This window comes from Rhizorhabdus sp. (assembly GCF_018006725.1).
Classification (GTDB): domain Bacteria; phylum Pseudomonadota; class Alphaproteobacteria; order Sphingomonadales; family Sphingomonadaceae; genus Rhizorhabdus.
On record NZ_JAGMXV010000019.1, the window covers coordinates 17,567 to 35,869 of the forward strand.

21 protein-coding genes and 1 tRNA gene are annotated in these 18,303 nt (G+C 65.8%); 11 read left to right on the top strand and 11 right to left on the bottom strand.

Annotation, left to right across the window (positions count from 1 at the left end):
* Nucleotide 1 precedes the first annotated feature (1 nt).
* The 9 genes from KAY22_RS04885 to KAY22_RS04925 all read right to left on the bottom strand — a co-directional run bounded on the left by KAY22_RS04885 (nt 2) and on the right by KAY22_RS04925 (nt 6,529).
* Entirely contained in the window at nt 2-919 is a 918-nt protein-coding gene (locus KAY22_RS04885; protein ID WP_296620695.1) for a serine protease, read from the bottom strand.
* Between the two features lie 56 nt (nt 920-975).
* A complete protein-coding gene (locus KAY22_RS04890) occupies nt 976-1,188 on the bottom strand; it encodes a hypothetical protein (RefSeq protein ID WP_296620652.1) in 213 nt (70 codons plus the stop codon).
* Nucleotides 1,189-1,387: 199 nt separating this feature from the next.
* On the bottom strand, nt 1,388-1,777 hold the full coding sequence (locus tag KAY22_RS04895) for a nuclear transport factor 2 family protein (RefSeq protein WP_296620654.1): 390 nt from the start codon (nt 1,775-1,777) through the stop codon (nt 1,388-1,390).
* Nucleotides 1,778-1,839: 62 nt separating this feature from the next.
* The gene (locus KAY22_RS04900) at nt 1,840-2,286 is read right to left on the bottom strand and encodes an EF-hand domain-containing protein (protein WP_296620659.1); all 447 of its coding nucleotides are present in this window, start codon (nt 2,284-2,286) and stop codon (nt 1,840-1,842) included.
* Between the two features lie 39 nt (nt 2,287-2,325).
* A complete protein-coding gene (locus KAY22_RS04905) occupies nt 2,326-3,033 on the bottom strand; it encodes a squalene/phytoene synthase family protein (protein WP_366514063.1) in 708 nt (235 codons plus the stop codon).
* Nucleotides 3,002-3,439, bottom strand: a complete 438-nt coding sequence (locus tag KAY22_RS04910) for a response regulator (RefSeq protein WP_296620663.1) — start codon at nt 3,437-3,439, stop codon at nt 3,002-3,004. The genes KAY22_RS04905 and KAY22_RS04910 overlap by 32 nt, the downstream gene beginning before the upstream one ends.
* Before the next feature lie 96 nt (nt 3,440-3,535).
* Nucleotides 3,536-4,924: a pyruvate dehydrogenase complex E1 component subunit beta gene (locus KAY22_RS04915; RefSeq protein WP_296620665.1), complete on the bottom strand. Its 1,389-nt coding sequence runs from the start codon at nt 4,922-4,924 to the stop codon at nt 3,536-3,538.
* A complete protein-coding gene (gene pdhA / locus KAY22_RS04920; protein WP_296620697.1) occupies nt 4,924-5,940 on the bottom strand; it encodes a pyruvate dehydrogenase (acetyl-transferring) E1 component subunit alpha in 1,017 nt (338 codons plus the stop codon). Before pdhA ends, KAY22_RS04915 begins: the two co-directional genes overlap by 1 nt.
* A 280-nt stretch (nt 5,941-6,220) precedes the next feature.
* The gene (locus tag KAY22_RS04925) at nt 6,221-6,529 is read right to left on the bottom strand and encodes a septation ring formation regulator EzrA (RefSeq protein WP_296620667.1); all 309 of its coding nucleotides are present in this window, start codon (nt 6,527-6,529) and stop codon (nt 6,221-6,223) included.
* Between the two features lie 267 nt (nt 6,530-6,796).
* Here KAY22_RS04925 and folK point away from each other — a divergent pair, with 267 nt between their 5' ends.
* The 7 genes from folK (at nt 6,797) to KAY22_RS04960 (ending at nt 13,549) form a co-directional block, all read left to right on the top strand.
* On the top strand, nt 6,797-7,294 hold the full coding sequence (gene folK, locus KAY22_RS04930; RefSeq protein WP_296620669.1) for a 2-amino-4-hydroxy-6-hydroxymethyldihydropteridine diphosphokinase: 498 nt from the start codon (nt 6,797-6,799) through the stop codon (nt 7,292-7,294).
* Between the two features lie 49 nt (nt 7,295-7,343).
* Nucleotides 7,344-7,419 (top strand) — tRNA-Lys (locus KAY22_RS04935).
* Nucleotides 7,420-7,670: 251 nt separating this feature from the next.
* The gene (locus KAY22_RS04940; protein ID WP_296620671.1) at nt 7,671-7,838 is read left to right on the top strand and encodes a Flp family type IVb pilin; all 168 of its coding nucleotides are present in this window, start codon (nt 7,671-7,673) and stop codon (nt 7,836-7,838) included.
* Between the two features lie 131 nt (nt 7,839-7,969).
* Nucleotides 7,970-10,255, top strand: coding sequence for a UvrD-helicase domain-containing protein (locus tag KAY22_RS04945; protein WP_296620673.1), 2,286 nt, complete (start codon nt 7,970-7,972; stop codon nt 10,253-10,255).
* 81 nt (nt 10,256-10,336) lie between these two features.
* The gene (locus KAY22_RS04950; protein ID WP_296620675.1) at nt 10,337-11,626 is read left to right on the top strand and encodes an MFS transporter; all 1,290 of its coding nucleotides are present in this window, start codon (nt 10,337-10,339) and stop codon (nt 11,624-11,626) included.
* On the top strand, nt 11,623-12,540 hold the full coding sequence (gene cysK, locus KAY22_RS04955; RefSeq protein ID WP_296620677.1) for a cysteine synthase A: 918 nt from the start codon (nt 11,623-11,625) through the stop codon (nt 12,538-12,540). The genes KAY22_RS04950 and cysK overlap by 4 nt, the downstream gene beginning before the upstream one ends.
* A gap of 109 nt (nt 12,541-12,649) precedes the next feature.
* A complete protein-coding gene (locus KAY22_RS04960) occupies nt 12,650-13,549 on the top strand; it encodes an EamA family transporter (RefSeq protein WP_296620678.1) in 900 nt (299 codons plus the stop codon).
* Here the strand turns inward: KAY22_RS04960 and KAY22_RS04965 are convergent.
* Nucleotides 13,546-14,466: a LysR family transcriptional regulator gene (locus KAY22_RS04965; RefSeq protein ID WP_296620679.1), complete on the bottom strand. Its 921-nt coding sequence runs from the start codon at nt 14,464-14,466 to the stop codon at nt 13,546-13,548. The two genes, KAY22_RS04960 and KAY22_RS04965, sit on opposite strands and share 4 nt — an antisense overlap.
* Before the next feature lie 125 nt (nt 14,467-14,591).
* On the opposite strand from KAY22_RS04965, the gene KAY22_RS04970 reads away from it, so the two are divergent.
* Nucleotides 14,592-15,659, top strand: a complete 1,068-nt coding sequence (locus KAY22_RS04970) for an NAD(P)-dependent alcohol dehydrogenase (protein WP_296620682.1) — start codon at nt 14,592-14,594, stop codon at nt 15,657-15,659.
* A gap of 37 nt (nt 15,660-15,696) precedes the next feature.
* On the opposite strand, the gene KAY22_RS04975 is transcribed toward KAY22_RS04970, so the two are convergent.
* Nucleotides 15,697-16,434, bottom strand: a complete 738-nt coding sequence (locus KAY22_RS04975; RefSeq protein ID WP_296620684.1) for a glutaredoxin — start codon at nt 16,432-16,434, stop codon at nt 15,697-15,699.
* Nucleotides 16,435-16,509: 75 nt separating this feature from the next.
* Between KAY22_RS04975 and KAY22_RS04980 the strand changes: the two genes are divergently transcribed.
* The 3 genes from KAY22_RS04980 to KAY22_RS04990 form a co-directional block, all read left to right on the top strand.
* Nucleotides 16,510-16,908 (top strand): MerR family transcriptional regulator, encoded by a 399-nt coding sequence (locus tag KAY22_RS04980; RefSeq protein WP_296620686.1) that lies wholly within the window; start codon nt 16,510-16,512, stop codon nt 16,906-16,908.
* Between the two features lie 263 nt (nt 16,909-17,171).
* A complete protein-coding gene (locus KAY22_RS04985; RefSeq protein ID WP_296620688.1) occupies nt 17,172-17,966 on the top strand; it encodes a hypothetical protein in 795 nt (264 codons plus the stop codon).
* Nucleotides 17,848-18,303: DNA polymerase Y family protein (locus KAY22_RS04990; protein ID WP_296620691.1), on the top strand; the 456-nt coding region annotated here is incomplete at its 3' end. The genes KAY22_RS04985 and KAY22_RS04990, both read left to right, overlap by 119 nt.

The window sequence follows — 18,303 nt, forward strand, 5'->3', positions numbered from 1 at the left end:
TCTAAGAATTTCCGTCCGGTATGATCACCTGCGCCATCGGGGGGTTATCAGTCGCGACGCTGTCGATCATTTTGAGAATTTTCGCATCGAAACGAAGGCCATAATTGAAGCAACTCGTCGGATCATGGCGAGTGCGTCCTTCGGCGCAGAGCGATCCGACATGAATGCCGATGGCGGCATTCTGGGCTGGGTCGAAATACATTCCGCCGGATGAGCCCGGTGTCGAATCCGCAGATGCTGCCAACATCCGTCGCGTGTCGCTGATCCGCATGTCGTCGAAATGATCGACCATTATGGAGGCCGGGAAAGGCTGGGTCCGGCCGCTTGTCAGCCAAGGATGCTCCTGCCTCAGGGGTCCGCCGTGGAATGCGGCCAGTTTGACCATCGGCGTGGAGATGTGGCTCACGATTTTGACGGCGGGTATCGATCTGACCGAAGCTCGCCGGTCAAGCTTGAGAACCGCCACATCATAGGAGCCGTCATAGCGGTGGCGCCCATCCACCCATTCCGACAGTCCGTAGCGAAAGCCGATGACATCGCGCAACGCGCCTTGGCCGTCATAGAGGATGAAGGTGCATCGGTTCGGCGACAGGATATCGGCGTCCCTCCCGCCGGCGCGTGATCGCTGGAAGAAAAGGTGAGCCGCGGTCACGACGGTGTCGGCACTGCCTACAATCCAGCCTGTTGCCGTCTTGGCGACGCCGGGGTTGGCTGGGTCATGGCATTGGATTTGGCCGACCGTATCGAATCGTGTTGCGAGTTCGTTCGACCAGTTGAACTGGTGTGACTGTGGTCGGCCCGCCAGCAGCATGGCCGCAGAGGGGTCGTAACAGGCGATCGTCGCGATCAGCGACGAGAGGAGCGTGGATCTCAAAGGACGGCAGTCGATACCGCTCTTCGAACATTTTCGAAGCAGCATGAGGCTCACCCTGTTTAGATTGCACCAGCCGGACGGGATGGTTGTGTCGGCGTTGGTCAGCCGGAGACCGCTTTGATCCGACCTCGGATTCCAACCTCGATTTCGATCACCACTCCGGGAGGCAACGTGTCCAGGACCATCTTCGCCAAGTTATCCGCAGCAGCTTTCGCATGGGTCATCGCTGCCGCCACCTCGAAGGGAATCGATGGATCGGCAGGCAGGACTTGCGTCCGTTGAGGACCCGTTAAAGGGTATTGATCAGCGTGCATGGCTCACCCTTTTCGCTAGGTTGGCAACAGCCGCCATTTGATCGCGATGGGGTGAATATCGGGTTACCCAGAGCGTCCACAATCTGCGGAAACTGCGTCAGAATTTACCCTTTAGTGGAAGTGCGGGGAAGCCCGGCCAGACGCGCATAACAACAGGTCAATGTAGCCGGCGAGTGCCCTCGTGGCAGCCCCGGGGTGGTCAGCCCAGTGTGACGAAGATTTCCGCTTCGATCACCCAATGCTCGCCCACCTCGCGCCATTTCGCGCTATACTGTCCCCCACAGGACGGGCTTCCCCCGACGGCAGCGACCGATTCCCATCGGCCGATCTCCAGAGCGAGCGGTTCGACGGCGGAGATGGTGATGCTGTCCGGCGTGCGAACGTAGATTTCGCGCCCCTGCTGGGCGAACTCGCGCTTCCACACCGCCAACTGTGCTTTCCGGCCCGCGATCACGGCGCTGTCGCTGCCAGTCACCATGACGACGTCGGGCGCCAGCAATGGCTGGATCGCGGCGAGATCGCCCTCGGCGATGGCGCGGTTGAACGCGGCACGGCGCACGCGGATGGACAGTTCGGCAGCTGTGGTCATGATTCCTCGCTCGCTCGGACGCCTGCCCGCCCTATAGCATCACGCGCCGATGTCTCCCCCCGTCAGCCGTCGGCTTCGGGGATGCAGGGGGCGGGGCGCACCGTCTTGCGCTGCACCTTGGTGGTCGCGAACTCCGCCGGGGTGAGGATATTGCTTCTGTCCGCATCGGCCTTGGCGAAGCGCTCGCTCGTCTTGGCCGACCATTCGTCGAAACTCAGCCGTCCGTCGCCGTTGGCATCGAGCTTCGCATAGGCCTTTCTGCGGCTCGCCATATATTCGTCCCGGGTGATCTTGCCGTCCTTGTCCTTGTCGTACCGGCCAAAGCGCTTTTCCTCGCGCGTCTTCTCGCTGGCTGCGGGTGGGGGCGACAGCGCAGAACCGTCAGCGTCGGACGCGGCGACCTGCGTGGGGGCCGGAATCTCGGGGCCGGCGGCATCGCTTCGCCACAATAGGACACCGCCGCCCGCCAGCATGATGCCTGCCGCTCCAATCGCCAGATAGCGCCACATCGTTCGGTCTCCCCGCAATCCCGTCTCCGGAGCGGCAGTCTATCGTCCGAGCAACGCGTAGGCGAGACTGCGAAACAACCGTTTTGGAGAAGCCTGCCGCCGCAACTGGTCGGCCGGAAGCTGGGCGTCCTGTCGGGCGAACATGACCAGAAGGCCGAGGGGACGGAGGCTGCGTGGCCAACGCCCTATATCGACCTGCGCGAGGCGATCGAGCGCCGCGACCCTCGCCTGTCCACGGCTCTCGATCGACTGGGTGCGGTGGCCGAGATCGGCCAGCGCCCAGCCGGCACCTGCAGCATCTATATCTGCTGGCTCCTGTCCGAGCAGGCGTGCGGACAGTCGGAACAGGGGTGCGCCGCGTCCGGCTCCATGGCTGTCGATCTGGTCCGGCGTGAGTGTTTCGCCTTCCAGCAGTGCGGCCCAGCCCGTTTCGAGGGCGGCCATGTCGGTTCCCCGCACTCCTGCGGGCAGGAGCGAAGCGGCCAGCGCCTGCAACAGAGGCTCGGCTGGCACTTTCGCGCTTTGGTCGTCGAGTGCCTCGAGAGCGTCGCGCCACCATACCAGCCGCATCGACCCGATCAGCGGATCGCGCGCTGCCGCTACGATCGCTCCCATACGTTCGTCGAGCGCCCATAGCACGGCCAGCGCTGCGCGGCTCTCGGCGGCGGCGTGACTAAGGGCCAACGCTCGTTCAGGGTCGGCGAGCGATGATGTGTCAGCCGTGGGGATGGACGCTGGCGTCGAGATGGCGCTGGAGCGCATCGATCAAGGTGCCCCGGCTGAACGGCTTGCGGATGAGTTCATATTGGTTGGCATAGCCTAATGCCAGTTCCTCGCTATAGCCGCTGACGAGGATGATCGGCAGATCCGGCCAGCGGCGGTTAAGCCGGCGCGCCAGATGGATTCCGCTCAACCCAGGCAGGACGACATCGGTCAGCACGATGTCGAAATGGGCGGATTCCGGCTCGGTCAAGGCCAGCGCTTCCTCCGCCGAATTCACGACCGTGATATCGAGTCCCAAATCCTCGAGCATCAGGCAGGTAACCTCGGCGATCTCGACCATATCCTCGACGTAAAGCAGCCGTGGAGAGTGCGTGGCTTGCCGCAAGGTCAGGGGAATGTCCTCGGCTCGATACTGAAGGTCATCAGGCATGTGACCGCTCCCGAGTACGCGACTCGGGAGCAGTGTAACACACATGCGCGATTGACCTCCCCGCAATATACGGGATGGTCATGCCTTTTCGGGCAGTCAGCCGCGATAGGTCACGGCCTTTACGGCCTCGAAGACATCCGCCGCCTTGAGCAGTGCAGCCTTTTCCAGATTGGCGGCATAAGGCATCGGGATGTCGAGATTGGTGACGCGGCGGACCGGTGCGTCGAGATCGTCGAACGCCTCTTCCATCGCGATCGCGCTGAGTTCGGACGCGATCGAGCAGACCGGCCAGCCTTCCTCGACCACGACCATGCGGTTGGTCTTCTTCAGGCTTTCGAGTACGGTCTTCTTGTCGAGCGGACGCAGCGTGCGCAGGTCGATGACCTCCGCATCGATCCCTTCGGCTTCCAGCTTCGCTGCGGCTTCCAGGGCGACGCCGACGCCGATCGAATAGCTGACGATCGTCACGTCCTTGCCGGGGCGGGCGATCCGGGCCTTGCCGATCGGCAGGACATAGTCGTCGAGCTTGGGAACGTCGAAGCTCTGGCCGTAGAGCAGCTCGTTCTCGAGGAAGACGACGGGATCGGGGCAGCGGATCGCCGCCTTCAGAAGGCCCTTCGCATCGGCTGCCGAATAAGGCGAGATCACGATCAGGCCAGGGACCGAGGCGTACCAGGGCGCGAAATTCTGGCTGTGCTGCGCGGCGACGCGCGCGGCGGCGCCGTTCGGCCCACGGAAGACAACCGGGCAGCGCATCTGTCCGCCCGACATATAGTTGGTCTTGGCGGCCGAATTGATGATGTGGTCGATCGCCTGCATCGCGAAATTGAAGGTCATGAACTCGACGATCGGCTTCAGTCCGCCCATCGCCGCGCCGGTGCCGATGCCGGCAAAGCCATATTCGGTGATCGGCGTGTCGATGACGCGCTTGTCGCCGAACTCGTCGAGCAGCCCCTGCGTCACCTTATAGGCGCCCTGATATTGCGCGACTTCCTCGCCCATGACGAAGACGTCCCCATCAGCGCGCATTTCCTCGGCCATGGCGTCGCGGAGCGCTTCGCGGACGGTCGTCTTGACCATCTCGGTGCCCTCGGGGACTTCGGGATCGGCAACCGCCGGGGCCGCGCCGGTCACCAGTTGCGCGGTGCCGGTGTCGGTCTTCGGCTTGTCGGTCTTCGGTTCAGCGGCCTTCGGCGCCGGGGCTTCGGCGGGAGCGGGCTTCGCCCTGGGCGTTGCGTCCTCATCCTCGCCGGCGATGCGGGCGATTACCGTGCCGACCTTCACGCCTTCGGTCCCGGCGGGAACGACGATCTCGGCAACGGTGCCCTCGTCGACAGCCTCGAACTCCATCGTCGCCTTGTCGGTCTCGATCTCGGCCAGGATGTCGCCCGATTTGACGACGTCGCCTTCCTTCACCATCCATTTGGCGAGGGTGCCTTCCTCCATCGTCGGGGAAAGCGCGGGCATCTTAAGGTCGACAGCCATCAATATTGTCCCACCAGCACGTCGGTATGGAGCTCGTCGAGCTCAGGTTCGGGCGACTGTTCGGCGAAATCCGCCGCCTCGGTCACGATCGCCCGGATATCTTTCTCCAGCTTGCGCAGATCGTCCTCGGTGACGCCGAGCGCTTCCAGCTCCTTCTTGAGATGGTCGATCGGGTCGGACTTGTCGCGCACCGACTGGACTTCCTCCCGTGAGCGATATTTGGCCGGGTCGGACATCGAGTGGCCGCGATAGCGATAGGTCTTGAGCTCGAGCAGGATCGGGCCCTTGCCGTCGCGGACCCACTTCACCGCTTCCTCGGCCGCGCCGCGCACGGCGAGCACATCCATGCCGTCTACCTGGATGCCGGGAATGCGGAAGCTCTCGCCGCGGCGATAGAGCTGGTCTTCCGACGAGGCGCGGTTGACGCTGGTGCCCATGGCGTACTGGTTGTTCTCGATCACGAAGATGATCGGGAGCTTCCACAGTTCGGCCATGTTGAAGCTTTCGTAGACCTGGCCCTGGTTCGCAGCGCCGTCGCCGAAATAGGCCATGGCGACGCCGCCATCGCCCGAATATTTATGCTTGAAGGCGAGACCCGCGCCGAGGCTGACCTGTGCGCCGACAATGCCGTGGCCGCCATAGAAGCGGTGCTCGACCGAGAACATGTGCATCGAGCCGCCCTTGCCGCGGCTGATGCCGGCGGCACGACCGGTGAGTTCGGCCATGATCACCTTCGGGTCGATGCCATAAGCGAGCATGTGGCCATGGTCGCGATAGCCGGTGATCACCGAGTCCTTGCCGACTTCGAGTGCCGACTGGAGCCCGACGGCGACCGCTTCCTGACCGATATAGAGGTGGCAGAAGCCGCCGATGAGGCCGAGGCCGTACAACTGGCCGGCCTTTTCCTCGAAACGGCGGATGAGCAGCATCTGCCGGTAGAATTCGAGCATTTCCTCCTTGGTCGCCTCATAACGCTGCGGCTCGGCTGGCCGCTCGCGATTGGGCACCGGCGGCACGGCCGCAGACGCCTTGGCGGTGGAGGATGCGGGGGCGCGCGCCGTCGTCTTCTTCGCGGCGGCGCGGGGCTGTGCTGGTTTCGCCAAGCTTATGGCTCCTTGGTGTCCCGGGGAGGGGTGACTTCGCGCATATAGGCCCGCGCGCGCCGCGATTTCAACGCAATCGAACGGCAGGCCCGTTAAAATAGTGCTGGCACCCGCAATCAAATTACCCGGCCGTATTCAATGGCTCCGCCTGTCGGCTAGAGCTACTGTCGGCCCGGGTTACCGTCGGGCAGAGTCAGTTGCGCGGAATGATGATCTCGTCGGGGCGGACCTGGCCGGTGGACTTGCGCACCAGTTCTTCGCCAAAATCGGGATCGACGCGCGATGGATCGAGCAGCCGGGCATGGTGGCTCAGCTTCGCGCGGACCGCTTCCATCCGGTGTAGCTCTTGCGACTTGCGCGCAAGCTCCGACCGGTAGCCGCCGAGCGCGAGCAGTCCATTGGGGCCGACCAGCGCCGAACCGGCAAAATAACCGATGATGAGAATCGCCACCGCCGGCAGTGCGGCGCTGCGTGCAGCCTGGATGAGGGGGGCGCGATTCATCCAAAGACAGAATCACCTCTGAGTCCCCGGATCAAGCCCTTTTCGTGTCGTTTCGCCCTGATTCCATGGCAAATTTCGTCGAGCCGAGCTTGGCCGCGACAGAATGTTCGGCAGCTGGTGTAACCATGTCCCCACAAGATGTAGGGGGTGGGGAGGGTCATTCGCGTTGCTGGCTACGATCGGTGGTGTGTGGCAGTCGCTGCGACCCGGTCGCTCGGCTCGCAGCGCCGATGGAATGGTTTCGGCGACGCGCCTATAGCCTCGGCCATGGCGGTTCATCTCTATGCGATCGGACTGGGTTCGAACCGGCGGCATGGGCGGTTCGGAGCGCCCTCGGACGTGCTGCATGGGGCGATCGCGGCGCTGGCCGCCGCCGGCCTGTCGATAGAGGCGCGCTCGGCGATCATGGCCACACCGCCGCTCGGCCCTTCCGCGCGCCGCTTCGCCAATGCCGCGATCCTCGTTCGCTCGCGGCTCGATCCGCCCGCCTTGCTCGACGTGCTGAAGGATCTGGAGGTCCGCTTCGGCCGGCGTAGAGGACGCCGCTGGGGAAGCCGCGTGATCGATCTCGACATATTGCTCTGGTCGGGGGGCTGCTGGAGCTGCAAGCAGAGGCGGGCGTTGTACATTCCCCACCGCGAAATCGAGCGCCGCGACTTCGTCCTGAGCCCGCTCGCACAGATCGTGCCCGGGTGGCGGGTCGGCCGGTCGGCCCGCACCGTCCGCCAGGCCCGACATCGCCTGAAGCGCCAAGTATTGAACTGACGTCCGGGTTGACCCGGAGGCCCTTGGCTCATAGGGAGGCGCCATCGGTGGGTCCGTAGCTCAGTCGGTAGAGCAAGCGACTTTTAATCGAGAGGTCCCGGGTTCGAATCCCGGCGGACCCACCAGATTTACCAAACCACATATCTGCGCCGTGCGCTCCCGAACCACGGCACCCGGTCCGGGCATCGCCGCCTAGCGCTCCGGGCTCGTGATATCCGCAATCGAATTCGCAGCCCGCGGACGCTATCGGCATCTGCTAACGCCACTCTTTCCTTTCCGTTTTCTCTTGGTTTTCGGGCGCTTAACCCTAGGCCGTTACAGGCGTTTAAGGGCTTCGCGCTAATCCTGAGGACCATCGGGTCGAAAGGGATCGAGAATGCGGAGAATCTTCAAGCTTGCGCGGGACAGTCGTGGTGCCACCGCGATCGAATATGGCCTGATCGCGGCGCTGATCGCGGTTGCGGCGATTACGGCGATGTCGGCTCTGGGTAACCAACTGACCACGACCTTCACCAACGTCAGCAACAACATGAAGGCGTCCTGAGCCTTTCTTCTTTCTGAGCTTCCGCTGCCCCGGCCGGTGCGTATCTGCCGGCCGGGGAAACCCGGGGCAGCGGTGCGAACGGGAGCGGAGGGGCCTTGCCCCTCCGCTTTTCGTTCCCTAACTGTTCGCGGGTGACCCAGGATTCCCCCGCTTTGGAGCCGCCTTATCTGCGCGGTCTCAACGAGCCGCAGCGCCAGGCCGTTCTCACCACCGAGGGGCCCGTTCTGGTCCTGGCCGGGGCAGGGACCGGCAAGACGGCCGCGCTGACCGCACGGCTCGCCCATCTCGTCGCCACCCGCCGAGCCTTTCCATCGGAGATATTGGCCGTCACCTTCACCAACAAGGCCGCGCGCGAGATGCGCGAGCGGGTGGGGCGGATGTTGGGCGAGGCGGTCGAGGGCATGCCCTGGCTCGGCACCTTTCACGCGGTCGCCGCGCGAATGCTGCGTCGCCATGCCGAACTGGTCGGACTGACGTCCAGCTTCACCATCCTCGACACCGACGACCAGCTGCGCCTGCTCAAGCAGCTGCTCGCGGCGGCCGACCTCGATGAAAAGCGCTGGCCCGCGCGGCAACTGGCCGGGCTGATCGACCGCTGGAAGAATCGGGGACTGACGCCGGCCGATATCGACGCCGGGGAGGCCGAGCAGTTCGCCAACGGGCGCGGCGGGGAGTTGTACGAGCAATATCAGGAGCGACTGCGCGCGGTGAACGCCTGCGACTTCGGCGATCTGCTGCTGCACATGCTGACCATATTGAAGACGCATCGCGACGTGCTGGCCTTTTACCAGGACCGGTTCCGCTATGTGATGGTGGACGAATATCAGGACACCAACAGCTCCCAATATCTCTGGCTCCGACTGCTCGCGCAGGAGCGCAAGAATATCTGCTGCGTCGGCGACGACGATCAGTCGATCTATTCCTGGCGCGGTGCCGAGGTTGCCAACATCCTGCGTTTCGAGCGGGACTTTCCCGGCGCGGCGGTGATCCGCCTCGAACAGAATTACCGTTCGACCCCTCATATCCTCGCGGCGGCGAGCGGGCTGATCGCGAACAATGGCGGTCGGCTCGGCAAGACGCTGTGGACGGAGGAGGCCGATGGCGAGAAGGTCCGCGTGATCGGCATCTGGGACGGCCCCGAAGAAGCGCGGCGCGTCGGCGACGAGATCGAGGCGCATGAGCGTTCGGGGCGCGGGCTCGACCAGGTCGCCATCCTCGTCCGTGCCCAGTTCCAGACCCGCGAGTTCGAGGACCGCTTCATCGCGATCGGCTTACCCTATCGCATCGTCGGCGGCTTTCGCTTCTACGAACGCGCCGAGATCCGCGACGCGCTGGCCTATCTGCGGGTGATCAGCCAGCCGGCGGACGATCTGGCGTTCGAGCGGATCATCAACACGCCGAAGCGCGGGCTCGGCGACAAGGCGGTCGCCAAGGTTCACCAACTTGCGCGGATCGAGGGCATTCCGATGACGCTCGCCGCCGCGCGCATCCTCGGCACCGACGAGCTTACCCCGCAGGCGCGGCGCGCGCTCGGCAATCTGGTCGGCGACATTGCCCGCTGGCGCGACCTGCTGTCGCAGCTGCCCCACGCCGAACTGACCCGGCAGGTGCTGGAAGAATCGGGCTATGTCGCGATGCTGCAGAACGAGAAATCGACCGAGGCCGAGGGGCGGCTCGAAAATCTGAGCGAGCTCACGCGGGCGATGGAGGATTATGCCACGCTCGGCGACTTCCTCGAGCATGTCAGCCTGGTGATGGACAATGACGCCGACGCCGACAGCGCGAAGGTGACGATCATGACGATCCACGCCGCCAAGGGGCTGGAGTTCGACACCGTCTTTCTGCCCGGTTGGGAGGAGGGGGTGTTCCCGTCGCAGCGCTCGCTCGACGAGGGCGGGCTCGCCAGCCTCGAGGAGGAGCGGCGGCTCGGCTATGTCGCGATCACGCGCGCGCGGCGGCGCTGCACGATCCTCCACGCCGCTAACCGGCGGATCTATGGGCAATGGACCTCGTCCATCCCCTCGCGCTTTATCGCCGAGCTGCCGGCGGCGCATCTCGACTCCGAAACGACCATGTCGGGCGGGGAATCGCTGTGGCGGGCGCAATGGTCCGAACATGCCGATCCCTTTGCCCATGTCGGGCGCAGCCAGGGCAGGGGGCCGGGATGGCAGCGGGCTACCGCCGCCGGCGGGCTTGGTGCTCCGCAGAGCGGCGCGCGGGTGGTCGAGGCCCGGGCGTCGGCGGTCAGCTTCGCCCAGCCGGCGCGCAAGGACATCGCACTCGGCCAGCGCGTGTTCCACACGAAATTCGGCTATGGTGCGGTGGTCGAGATCGAGGGCAACAAGCTGGAGATCGACTTCGAGCATTCGGGCCGGAAGCGCGTACTCGACAGCTTCGTTTCGCCGGCCGAGAAATAATATCTAGCATATCAGTAGAAATTGCATGATTGGCCGCCCGAGCCGGTTGCGGTCGATCCGTCCCAGCGCCTAGAGAGAGCCATGGCCACGCGCGAGTCCCCTTTCTCCATCCCGGCCTATCGCCATTATTGGCTGGCCCGCTTCACGTCGACGATCGCGCTCAACGGCATGGTCGTGATCATCGGCTGGCAGGTTTATGACGTCGCCCGCCGGACGATGGCCCCGCGTGAGGCGGCGCTCCAGCTCGGCCTGATCGGCGTCGCGCAGTTCCTCCCGCTGATGGTGCTGACGCTCGTCACCGGTCTTGTCGCAGACCGGTTCGACCGCCGCTGGATCGCGCGCGCGACGACCGCGCTCGAACTCTGCTGCGCACTGGCACTCGGCTATCTGACCTGGACCGACCGGATCAGCCTGCCCGCGCTGTTCACGATCGCCGCGCTGCTTGGTGTCGCGCGCGCTTTCGCCGCGCCCGCGCTGCAGGCGCTGTCGCCCAATCTTGTGCCGCGGCCGCTGCTGCCGCAGGCGATCGCGATGAGCTCCTTCGCGTGGCAGGTCGGCGCGATCGCCGGTCCGCCCGTCGGCGGCTATCTTTACGCGATCGATCCGCCGCTCGCTTATGCGGTGGCGGCAGGCCTGCTCTCCTTCGCGACGCTCATGCTGTTTCTGATCGGCCCCGTGCCGCGCACGGTGCTCGCGCGGGGCAGCAAGCCCTGGGAGCAGATGCTCGAAGGCTTCTCCTATCTGCGGCGCAATCGGCTCGTGCTGGGGGCGATCTCGCTCGACCTGTTCGCGGTGCTCCTTGGTGGCGCGACCGCAATGCTGCCCATCTACGCGCGCGACATATTGCACATCGGCTCCTCGGGGCTGGGCCATCTGCGCGCGGCGCCGGCTGTGGGGGCGGCGCTGACGGCGTTCTGGCTGGGGCGTTTTCCGCTGCGCAGCAATGTCGGCCTCAAGCTGCTGATCGCTGTCGCCATTTTCGGTGTCGGCACGATCGCCTTCGGTCTGTCGTACCGGGCATCCGATCCGATGGTCTTCGCGCTGGCCTGTCTCGCGCTGCTGGGTGCTGCCGACATGGTGTCGGTCTATGTGCGTCAGTCGCTGATTCAGCTCTACACGCCCGATGCGATGCGCGGGCGGGTGGGGGCGGTGTCGACCCTGTTCATTTCCGGTTCCAACGAGCTGGGCGAGGCGGAGTCGGGTTTCCTTGCCGCGCTGGTGGGGCCGGTTGCCGCCGTCGTCGCGGGCGGGATCGGCACGATCATGGTGGCGGCCTTGTGGGCGCGCCTCTTTCCCGAGATATTGCGGGCAAGGACCCTCGATGCGCCCGCGTCGTTAGATGATGTTCCAGGCCAGGAGAAGGCAGCATGACCAGATTTGCATCGATCTTGGAAACGATCGGCGGAACCCCGCACGTTCGCGTCAACCGGCTGTTCGGCGACGCCGAGGTGTGGATCAAGTCCGAGCGGAGCAACCCCGGCGGCTCGATCAAGGACCGCATCGCGCTGGCGATGATCGAGGATGCCGAGCGCAGCGGCAACCTGAAGCCCGGCGGCACGATCATCGAGCCGACCAGCGGCAACACCGGAATCGGCCTCGCGCTCGTCGCGGCGGTCAAGGGCTACAAGCTGGTCCTCGTCATGCCGGAAAGCATGTCGGTCGAGCGCCGCCGGCTGATGCTCGCTTATGGAGCGAGCTTCGACCTGACCCCGCGCGAAAAGGGAATGAAGGGTGCGATCGAGCGCGCATTGGAACTCCAGTCGCAGACGCCCGGCGCCTGGATCCCCCAGCAGTTCGAGAATCCCGCCAATATCGAAGTGCACGTCCGCACCACCGCCGAGGAAATCTACGCCGATTTCCGGGACGAACCGATCGACATCATGATCACCGGCGTCGGCACGGGCGGCCACATCACCGGCGCAGCCCAGGTGCTCAAGGCGCGCTGGCCCGACCTCAAGGTCTTCGCGGTAGAGCCGACCCTGTCGCCGGTCATCTCGGGCGGTCAGCCCGGCCCGCACCCGATCCAGGGCATCGGCGCCGGCTTCGTTCCCGCCAATCTCCACACTCAACTGCTCGATGGCGTGGTTCAGGTCGATCCGGCCGATGCGAAGGACTATGCCCGCCGCTCGGCACGCGAGGAAGGTATGCTCGTCGGCATCAGCTCGGGCGCGACCCTCGCTGCGATCGCGCAGAAGCTGAAGGAGTTTCCGGGCAAGCGCGTGCTCGGCTTCAACTATGACACGGGCGAGCGCTATCTGTCGGTCCCCGACTTCCTGCCCGAGTGACGATCGGCGTGCCGTCCGCCCGTACGGGTCGGACGGCACGGCTGCCGTGACAATATAGTCGGATTGTGGGGATGTTCCGGCGCGGCCGGACGCCCTAGACAGCGGTCCCATGGATCGCACCAGCCATCATCTTCCCGCTTCGCATCTACTGCTCGCGCTGGCGATCGTCGCCGTCTGGGGCACCAACTTCGTCGTGATCCGGCTGGCGCTCGACGAGCTGCCGCCCTTGCTGTTCGCGACGCTGCGTTTCACCTTCGCCTTCCTGCCGGCCGCCTTGTTCATCCGCCGCCCGGCGGTGCGCTGGCGCTCGCTCGCCGCTTATGGCGTGCTGATCGGCTTCGGCCAGTTCGGTATGCTCTACATCGCCATGCAGGGACATATCTCGCCTGGCCTTGCCTCGCTGGTCGTGCAGAGCCAGGTGTTCTTCACCATCGGTCTGGCGATGCTGGTCAATCGCGAGCGGATGCGCGCCTATCAGGGTTTCGCACTGTTGATCGCGACCAGCGGCATCGCGCTGATCATCCTCCACGGCGACGCCAGCGCAACCCCGCTCGGCCTGCTCCTGACCCTGATCGCCTCGCTCAGCTGGGGCTGCGGCAACCATATCGCCAAGGCGAGCGGGACCAGCGACATGCTGGGCTTCGTCGTGTGGGCGAGCCTCTTCTCGATCCCGCCGCTGTTCGCTGCATCGCTGCTGATGGAAGGCTGGCCCGCCATGACGCAGGCGGTCGCCCAGGCCGGCAGCGGCGCCTGGGCGGCGGTGCTGTGGCAGTCGGTCGGCAACACGCTGTTCGGCTATGCCGCCTGGGGCTGGCTGCTGTCGCGCCACCCGGCCGCCAGCATCTCGCCGACCGCGCTGCTCGTGCCGATCTTCGGTATGGGCACCTCGGCGCTGGTGCTGGGGGAGGCGCTGCCCGGCTGGAAGATCGGTGCCGCCGCGCTCGTGATCGGGGGCCTCGCGATCAACACCCTCTGGCCGATGATCCGTCGCCCCAAGCTCGGCGCCTAGAGCGGCCAGTCGGGTACCCGGCCCGAGCGGGGATAGCGCAGCGCCTGCACCACCAGCGCGAAGGCCGGCGATTGCTGGCGGCGGCTCGGATAATAGAGATGATAGCCGGTGAACGGCGGGTTCCAGGCGTCGAGTGCGGTTGCCAGCCGCCCCTCGGCGATATGCACCTCGACCAGATCGAGCGGCACGAAGGCGAGGCCGAAGCCATCGAGCGCGGCGTCGATCGCCAGCGACAGCTTGTTGAACACCAGCCGGCCCTCGACCCGCATGTTGATCGACCGCCCGTCGCGTTCCATTTCCCAGGCATAGAGATTGCCGAGCGTGGGCAGGCGCAGGTTGATGCACTGGTGCCGGCTGAGGTCCTGCGGCGTCTCGGGAACGCCCTGCGCGGCGAAATAATCGGGCGCGCCGATCACCACGAAGCGCGAGTCCGGCCCGATCCGGACCGAGACCATGTCCTGCGCGACCTGATCGCCGAAGCGGACCCCGGCATCATAACGATGGGCGACGATGTCCTTGAGCGTGTCGTTGACGTCGATCTCGACATGGATGTCGGGATAGGCCTTGAGCAGGGGCGACAGCGCCGGCCACAGGATCGTCTCGGCAGGCAGTTCGCTGGCGGTGATCCGCACCGTGCCCGCCGGCTTGTCACGCCATTCGCTGAGCGCGTTGAGGCCCGCGTCGATGTCGGCCATCGCCGGGTCGATCACCCCCAGCAGCTTCTCGCCCGCCTCGGTCAGCGACACGCTGCGCGTGCTGCGGGTCAGCAGCCGCACGCCGAGGCGGCTTTCCAGGCGGCGGATGAGGTGGCTCAACGCCGATTGCGACGTACCGAGCACCGCCGCCGCGCGCGTAAAACTGCGTTCGCGCGCGACATGCTGGAAGGCGAAGAGGTCGCTCAGGTCCTCGCGCTGCATTCATGAATCCTCGATATGGCTCTATGCGGACTTTGCCTCCTAATCGAATAGATCGCGCCGCACTATATCGCAGGACCGACGGGCATTCGCCCGACGGCCCCCTTTTCTCGATTCAGGAAGACGACATGCAGACCCATGGTTATGCGGCGCACTCCGCCGATACGCCCCTGGCGCCCTTCACTTTCGACCGGCGCGAGCCCGGTCCGACCGATGTCGCGATCGACATCCTCTTCTGCGGCGTCTGCCATTCGGACCTGCACACCGCACGCGGCGAATGGGGCGGCACGCTCTATCCCTGCGTGCCCGGTCATGAGATCGTCGGCCGCGTGACCGCCATCGGGTCTGAGGTCAGCCGTTTCGCGGTCGGCCAGACGGTCGGCGTCGGCTGCATGGTCGACAGCTGCGGCCATTGCCCGTCCTGCGACGATGGCGAAGAGCAGTACTGCACCGGAGGCGGCTTCGTCGGCACCTATAACGGTCAGGACAAGCATCTCGGCGGTCATACTTTCGGCGGCTATTCGGCGCATATCGTCGTCGACCAGGGCTTCGTCCTGCGCGTCGACCATGACGAGAAGGACCTCGCCGCCGTCGCTCCGCTGCTGTGCGCCGGCATCACGACTTACTCGCCGCTGCGCCACTGGAAGTTGGCGCCGGGTCAGAAGGTCGGCGTGGTCGGGCTCGGCGGCCTCGGCCATATGGGCGTCAAGATCGCGGCGGCGATGGGGGCCGAGGTGACCGTCTTCACCACCTCGCCCGACAAGCGCGACGCGGCGCTCGCGCTGGGCGCGAAGGACGTCGTCGTTTCGCGCGATGCGGAGGCGATGGCGGCGCAGGCGGGCCGGTTCGACTTCATCCTCAACACGGTCGCGGCCTCGCACAGCCTCGATCCCTTCCTCAACGCGCTCAAGCGCGACGGGACGATGGTGCTCGTCGGCGTCCCCGAGGAGGCGCATCCTTCGCCATCGGTCGGCGGCCTGATCTTCCGCCGCCGGTCGCTCGCCGGCTCGCTGATCGGCGGCATCGCCGAGACGCAGGAGATGCTCGACTTCTGCCGCGACCACGGCATCACCGCCGATATCGAGACGATCCCGATGCAGGCGATCGACCAGGCCTATGACCGCATGGTGCGGAGCGACGTCAAGTATCGCTTCGTGATCGACATGCAGTCGCTGCGCGACGAGGTCGCGGCCTGAGGCTGAGACAAGGGGGACGGGCGACCGTCCCCCTTTTTCAATGGGCCGCAGCGAGCATCCAGATGGCCATCGCGACCATCATCAGATTTTCGACGAGCGAGACGAAGCCCAGCGGCACGCTGCTCGATCCGCCGACGCAGGCGCATTTGAGCGAGCGTTTCTCGATATAGACCGCCTTGAAGACCGAGACCGCCCCGATCGACCCGATGAACAGCGCGAGTGGCGCCGACAGCCAGGTCAGCCGGCCCGAGAGCATCAGAACGCCGGCCAGACCCTCGGCGAAGGGGTAGAGGCTGGCATAAGGCACCCAGCGCCGCGCCAGCAGGTCGTAATTGAGGAACATCGTCGAGAAGCGGCCGATGTCCTGCAGCTTGAGCAGGGCGAGGACGCACATGCTGAGCGCGATGAACCAGCCGATTACCGCGCCATGGAAGACCGTCCCGTAAACCGCCACGCTCAGCGCCATCGCCATCGCAGCCGTCATCGCGAACAGCGCCGCGACAGGGCGGTAGCTGGTGGCGCCGGGATCGGCCACGCGCAGGCCGAGATGACGGCGCAGATCGTCATGTCCGCCGATCCTCTGGCCGTCGATAAAGATCTGCGGCGTCGTCTTCACGCCGTGTGCAGCCTTGAAGGCGTCGGTCTCCTCGCGGCTGCGCAGCCAATGGTCCTCGACCGTAAAGCCCCGGCTTTTCAGCAGGTGGAGCGCCTTCAGCCCATAAGGGCAGACATGGCCCGGCATGACCATGCGGTGGATGGTGGCGGTCTTCGTCATGGGCTTCCTCTTGTCTCTGCAACGCCTGCCACCCATCTGGGGTCCGTACCATGCTACGGTTGCAAGGGGTTATCGATGCTGACCATTTCGGGCCTCGCGCGTGCCGGTGGCGTGGGGGTGGAGACGATCCGCTATTATCAACGGCGCGGCCTGCTGCCCGAGCCGCCGCGCCCTGCTGGCGGTGGCATCGAAGGCGGCATAAGGCGCTATGGGCCAGAGGACGTCCGCCGGCTGCGTTTCATCCGCTCGGCACAGGCTGCCGGCTTCACCCTGTCGCAGATCGCCGAACTGCTGACCCTCGACGCCGAGGGCGACCGCGACCGGGCGCGGGCGATGGCACAGGAACGCGCCGCCGCGATCGATGTCGAGATCGCACGGCTGGAAAAAGCGCGGTCGGGCCTGCGCCGGCTGGCGGGCGAATGCGCCGCCGGGGAGACGGGCCCCTGTCCGATCCTGGCGGCGTTCGGGGATTGAAGCGGCGCTTCGTTACAGGCGGTTTCAAAAGATTTCGGGCCTGACGACAGCGCGCAAGACATGCGTGGCACGAGGGGCATCCTTATGGAGCAGAGCCCGATGCCGACCCTCGAACTGATCGCCGCGCGCAGCATTCTCGGGCTCCTCGCGCTGGTGGATGCGCTGCTGTTCGCCTTTGCGGTTATACCCACCGCCTGATCCTCCGACCCGGCTTGACTCGCAGCCGGGAGAAGGAAGATAAGAACATAACAAGAACAAATGTCATGAACGAGTCGTCCCCCTTCCTGGCCGACCTTCGGGCGCGCATTGCCGCGATCGAGGGCCCGAAGCCTGTCGAAAGCGTGCTCTTCCCTCTGGGCAGCGCGGCACTCGACGCGCAGCTGGGCGGGGGGCTGCCGAAAGGGCGGGTGCACGAACTGTTCGCGGCGGAGCCGGACGACCGCGCGGCGCTGGCCGGGGCGGGGCTGATGCTCGCGATGCGGGCGGGCCCGGGGCCGCTGTTGTGGCTGCGGCAGGACGGTTCGGTGCGGGCGGGGGGATGTCTCTATGGTCCGGGGCTGGCGGAGCTCGGCTTAGATCCGGCGCGCCTGATCGAGATCGTCGCGCCCGACGAGACGGCCCTGCTGCGGGCGGCGGGCGATGCGGTCCGTTGTGCGCCGCTGTCGGTCCTGCTGATCGAGCCGTGGAAGGCGGCGCGGGGGTTCGACCTCACCGCTACAAGGCGGCTGGCGGTCGCGGCGGAGAAGTCGGGGGTCACCGTGCTGCTGCTGCGGGCGGAAGGGGAGCCGGTGCCGAGCGCGGCCTATAGCCGCTGGAGGGTCCGCTCCTCGGCCTCGGCGCCGCTGGAGGCGGGGGCGCCCGGTCATCCCGCCATCGAAATCGAATTGTTGCGCCATCGCGGAGGGCTGGAAGGCATGCGCATGTTGCTGGAGTGGAATCGTGACGAACACCATTTCCGCGAAGCGCCGCTATCTGGCGCTGGTCTTCCCGCTGCTGGCGAGCGAGCGGGTCGCGCGGGCGATCCGGACCGGACAGGCGCAGCCCGGCTTTCCGCCTGACGCGCCCTTCGTCCTCGTCGAAAAGCAGAAGGGCGCGATCCGGCTCGCCGCGTCGAGCCGCGCCGCGCTCGACCTCGGGCTGGTGCCCGGCTTGTCGCTCGCCGATGCGCGCGCGCGCCATCCCGATCTGGGTGTGGTCGACGCCGATCCGGCCGAGGATGCGCGCCTGATCGAGGCGATCGCCGATGGCTGCGACCGCTATACGCCGATTGTCGCGATCGACCCGCCCGACGGCATCCTGCTCGACATCAGCGGCTGCGCGCATCTGTTCGGGGGCGAGGAGGCTTTGCTGGCGGATCTGCGCGTGCGGCTGGAGCGGCTGGGGCTGACCACGCGC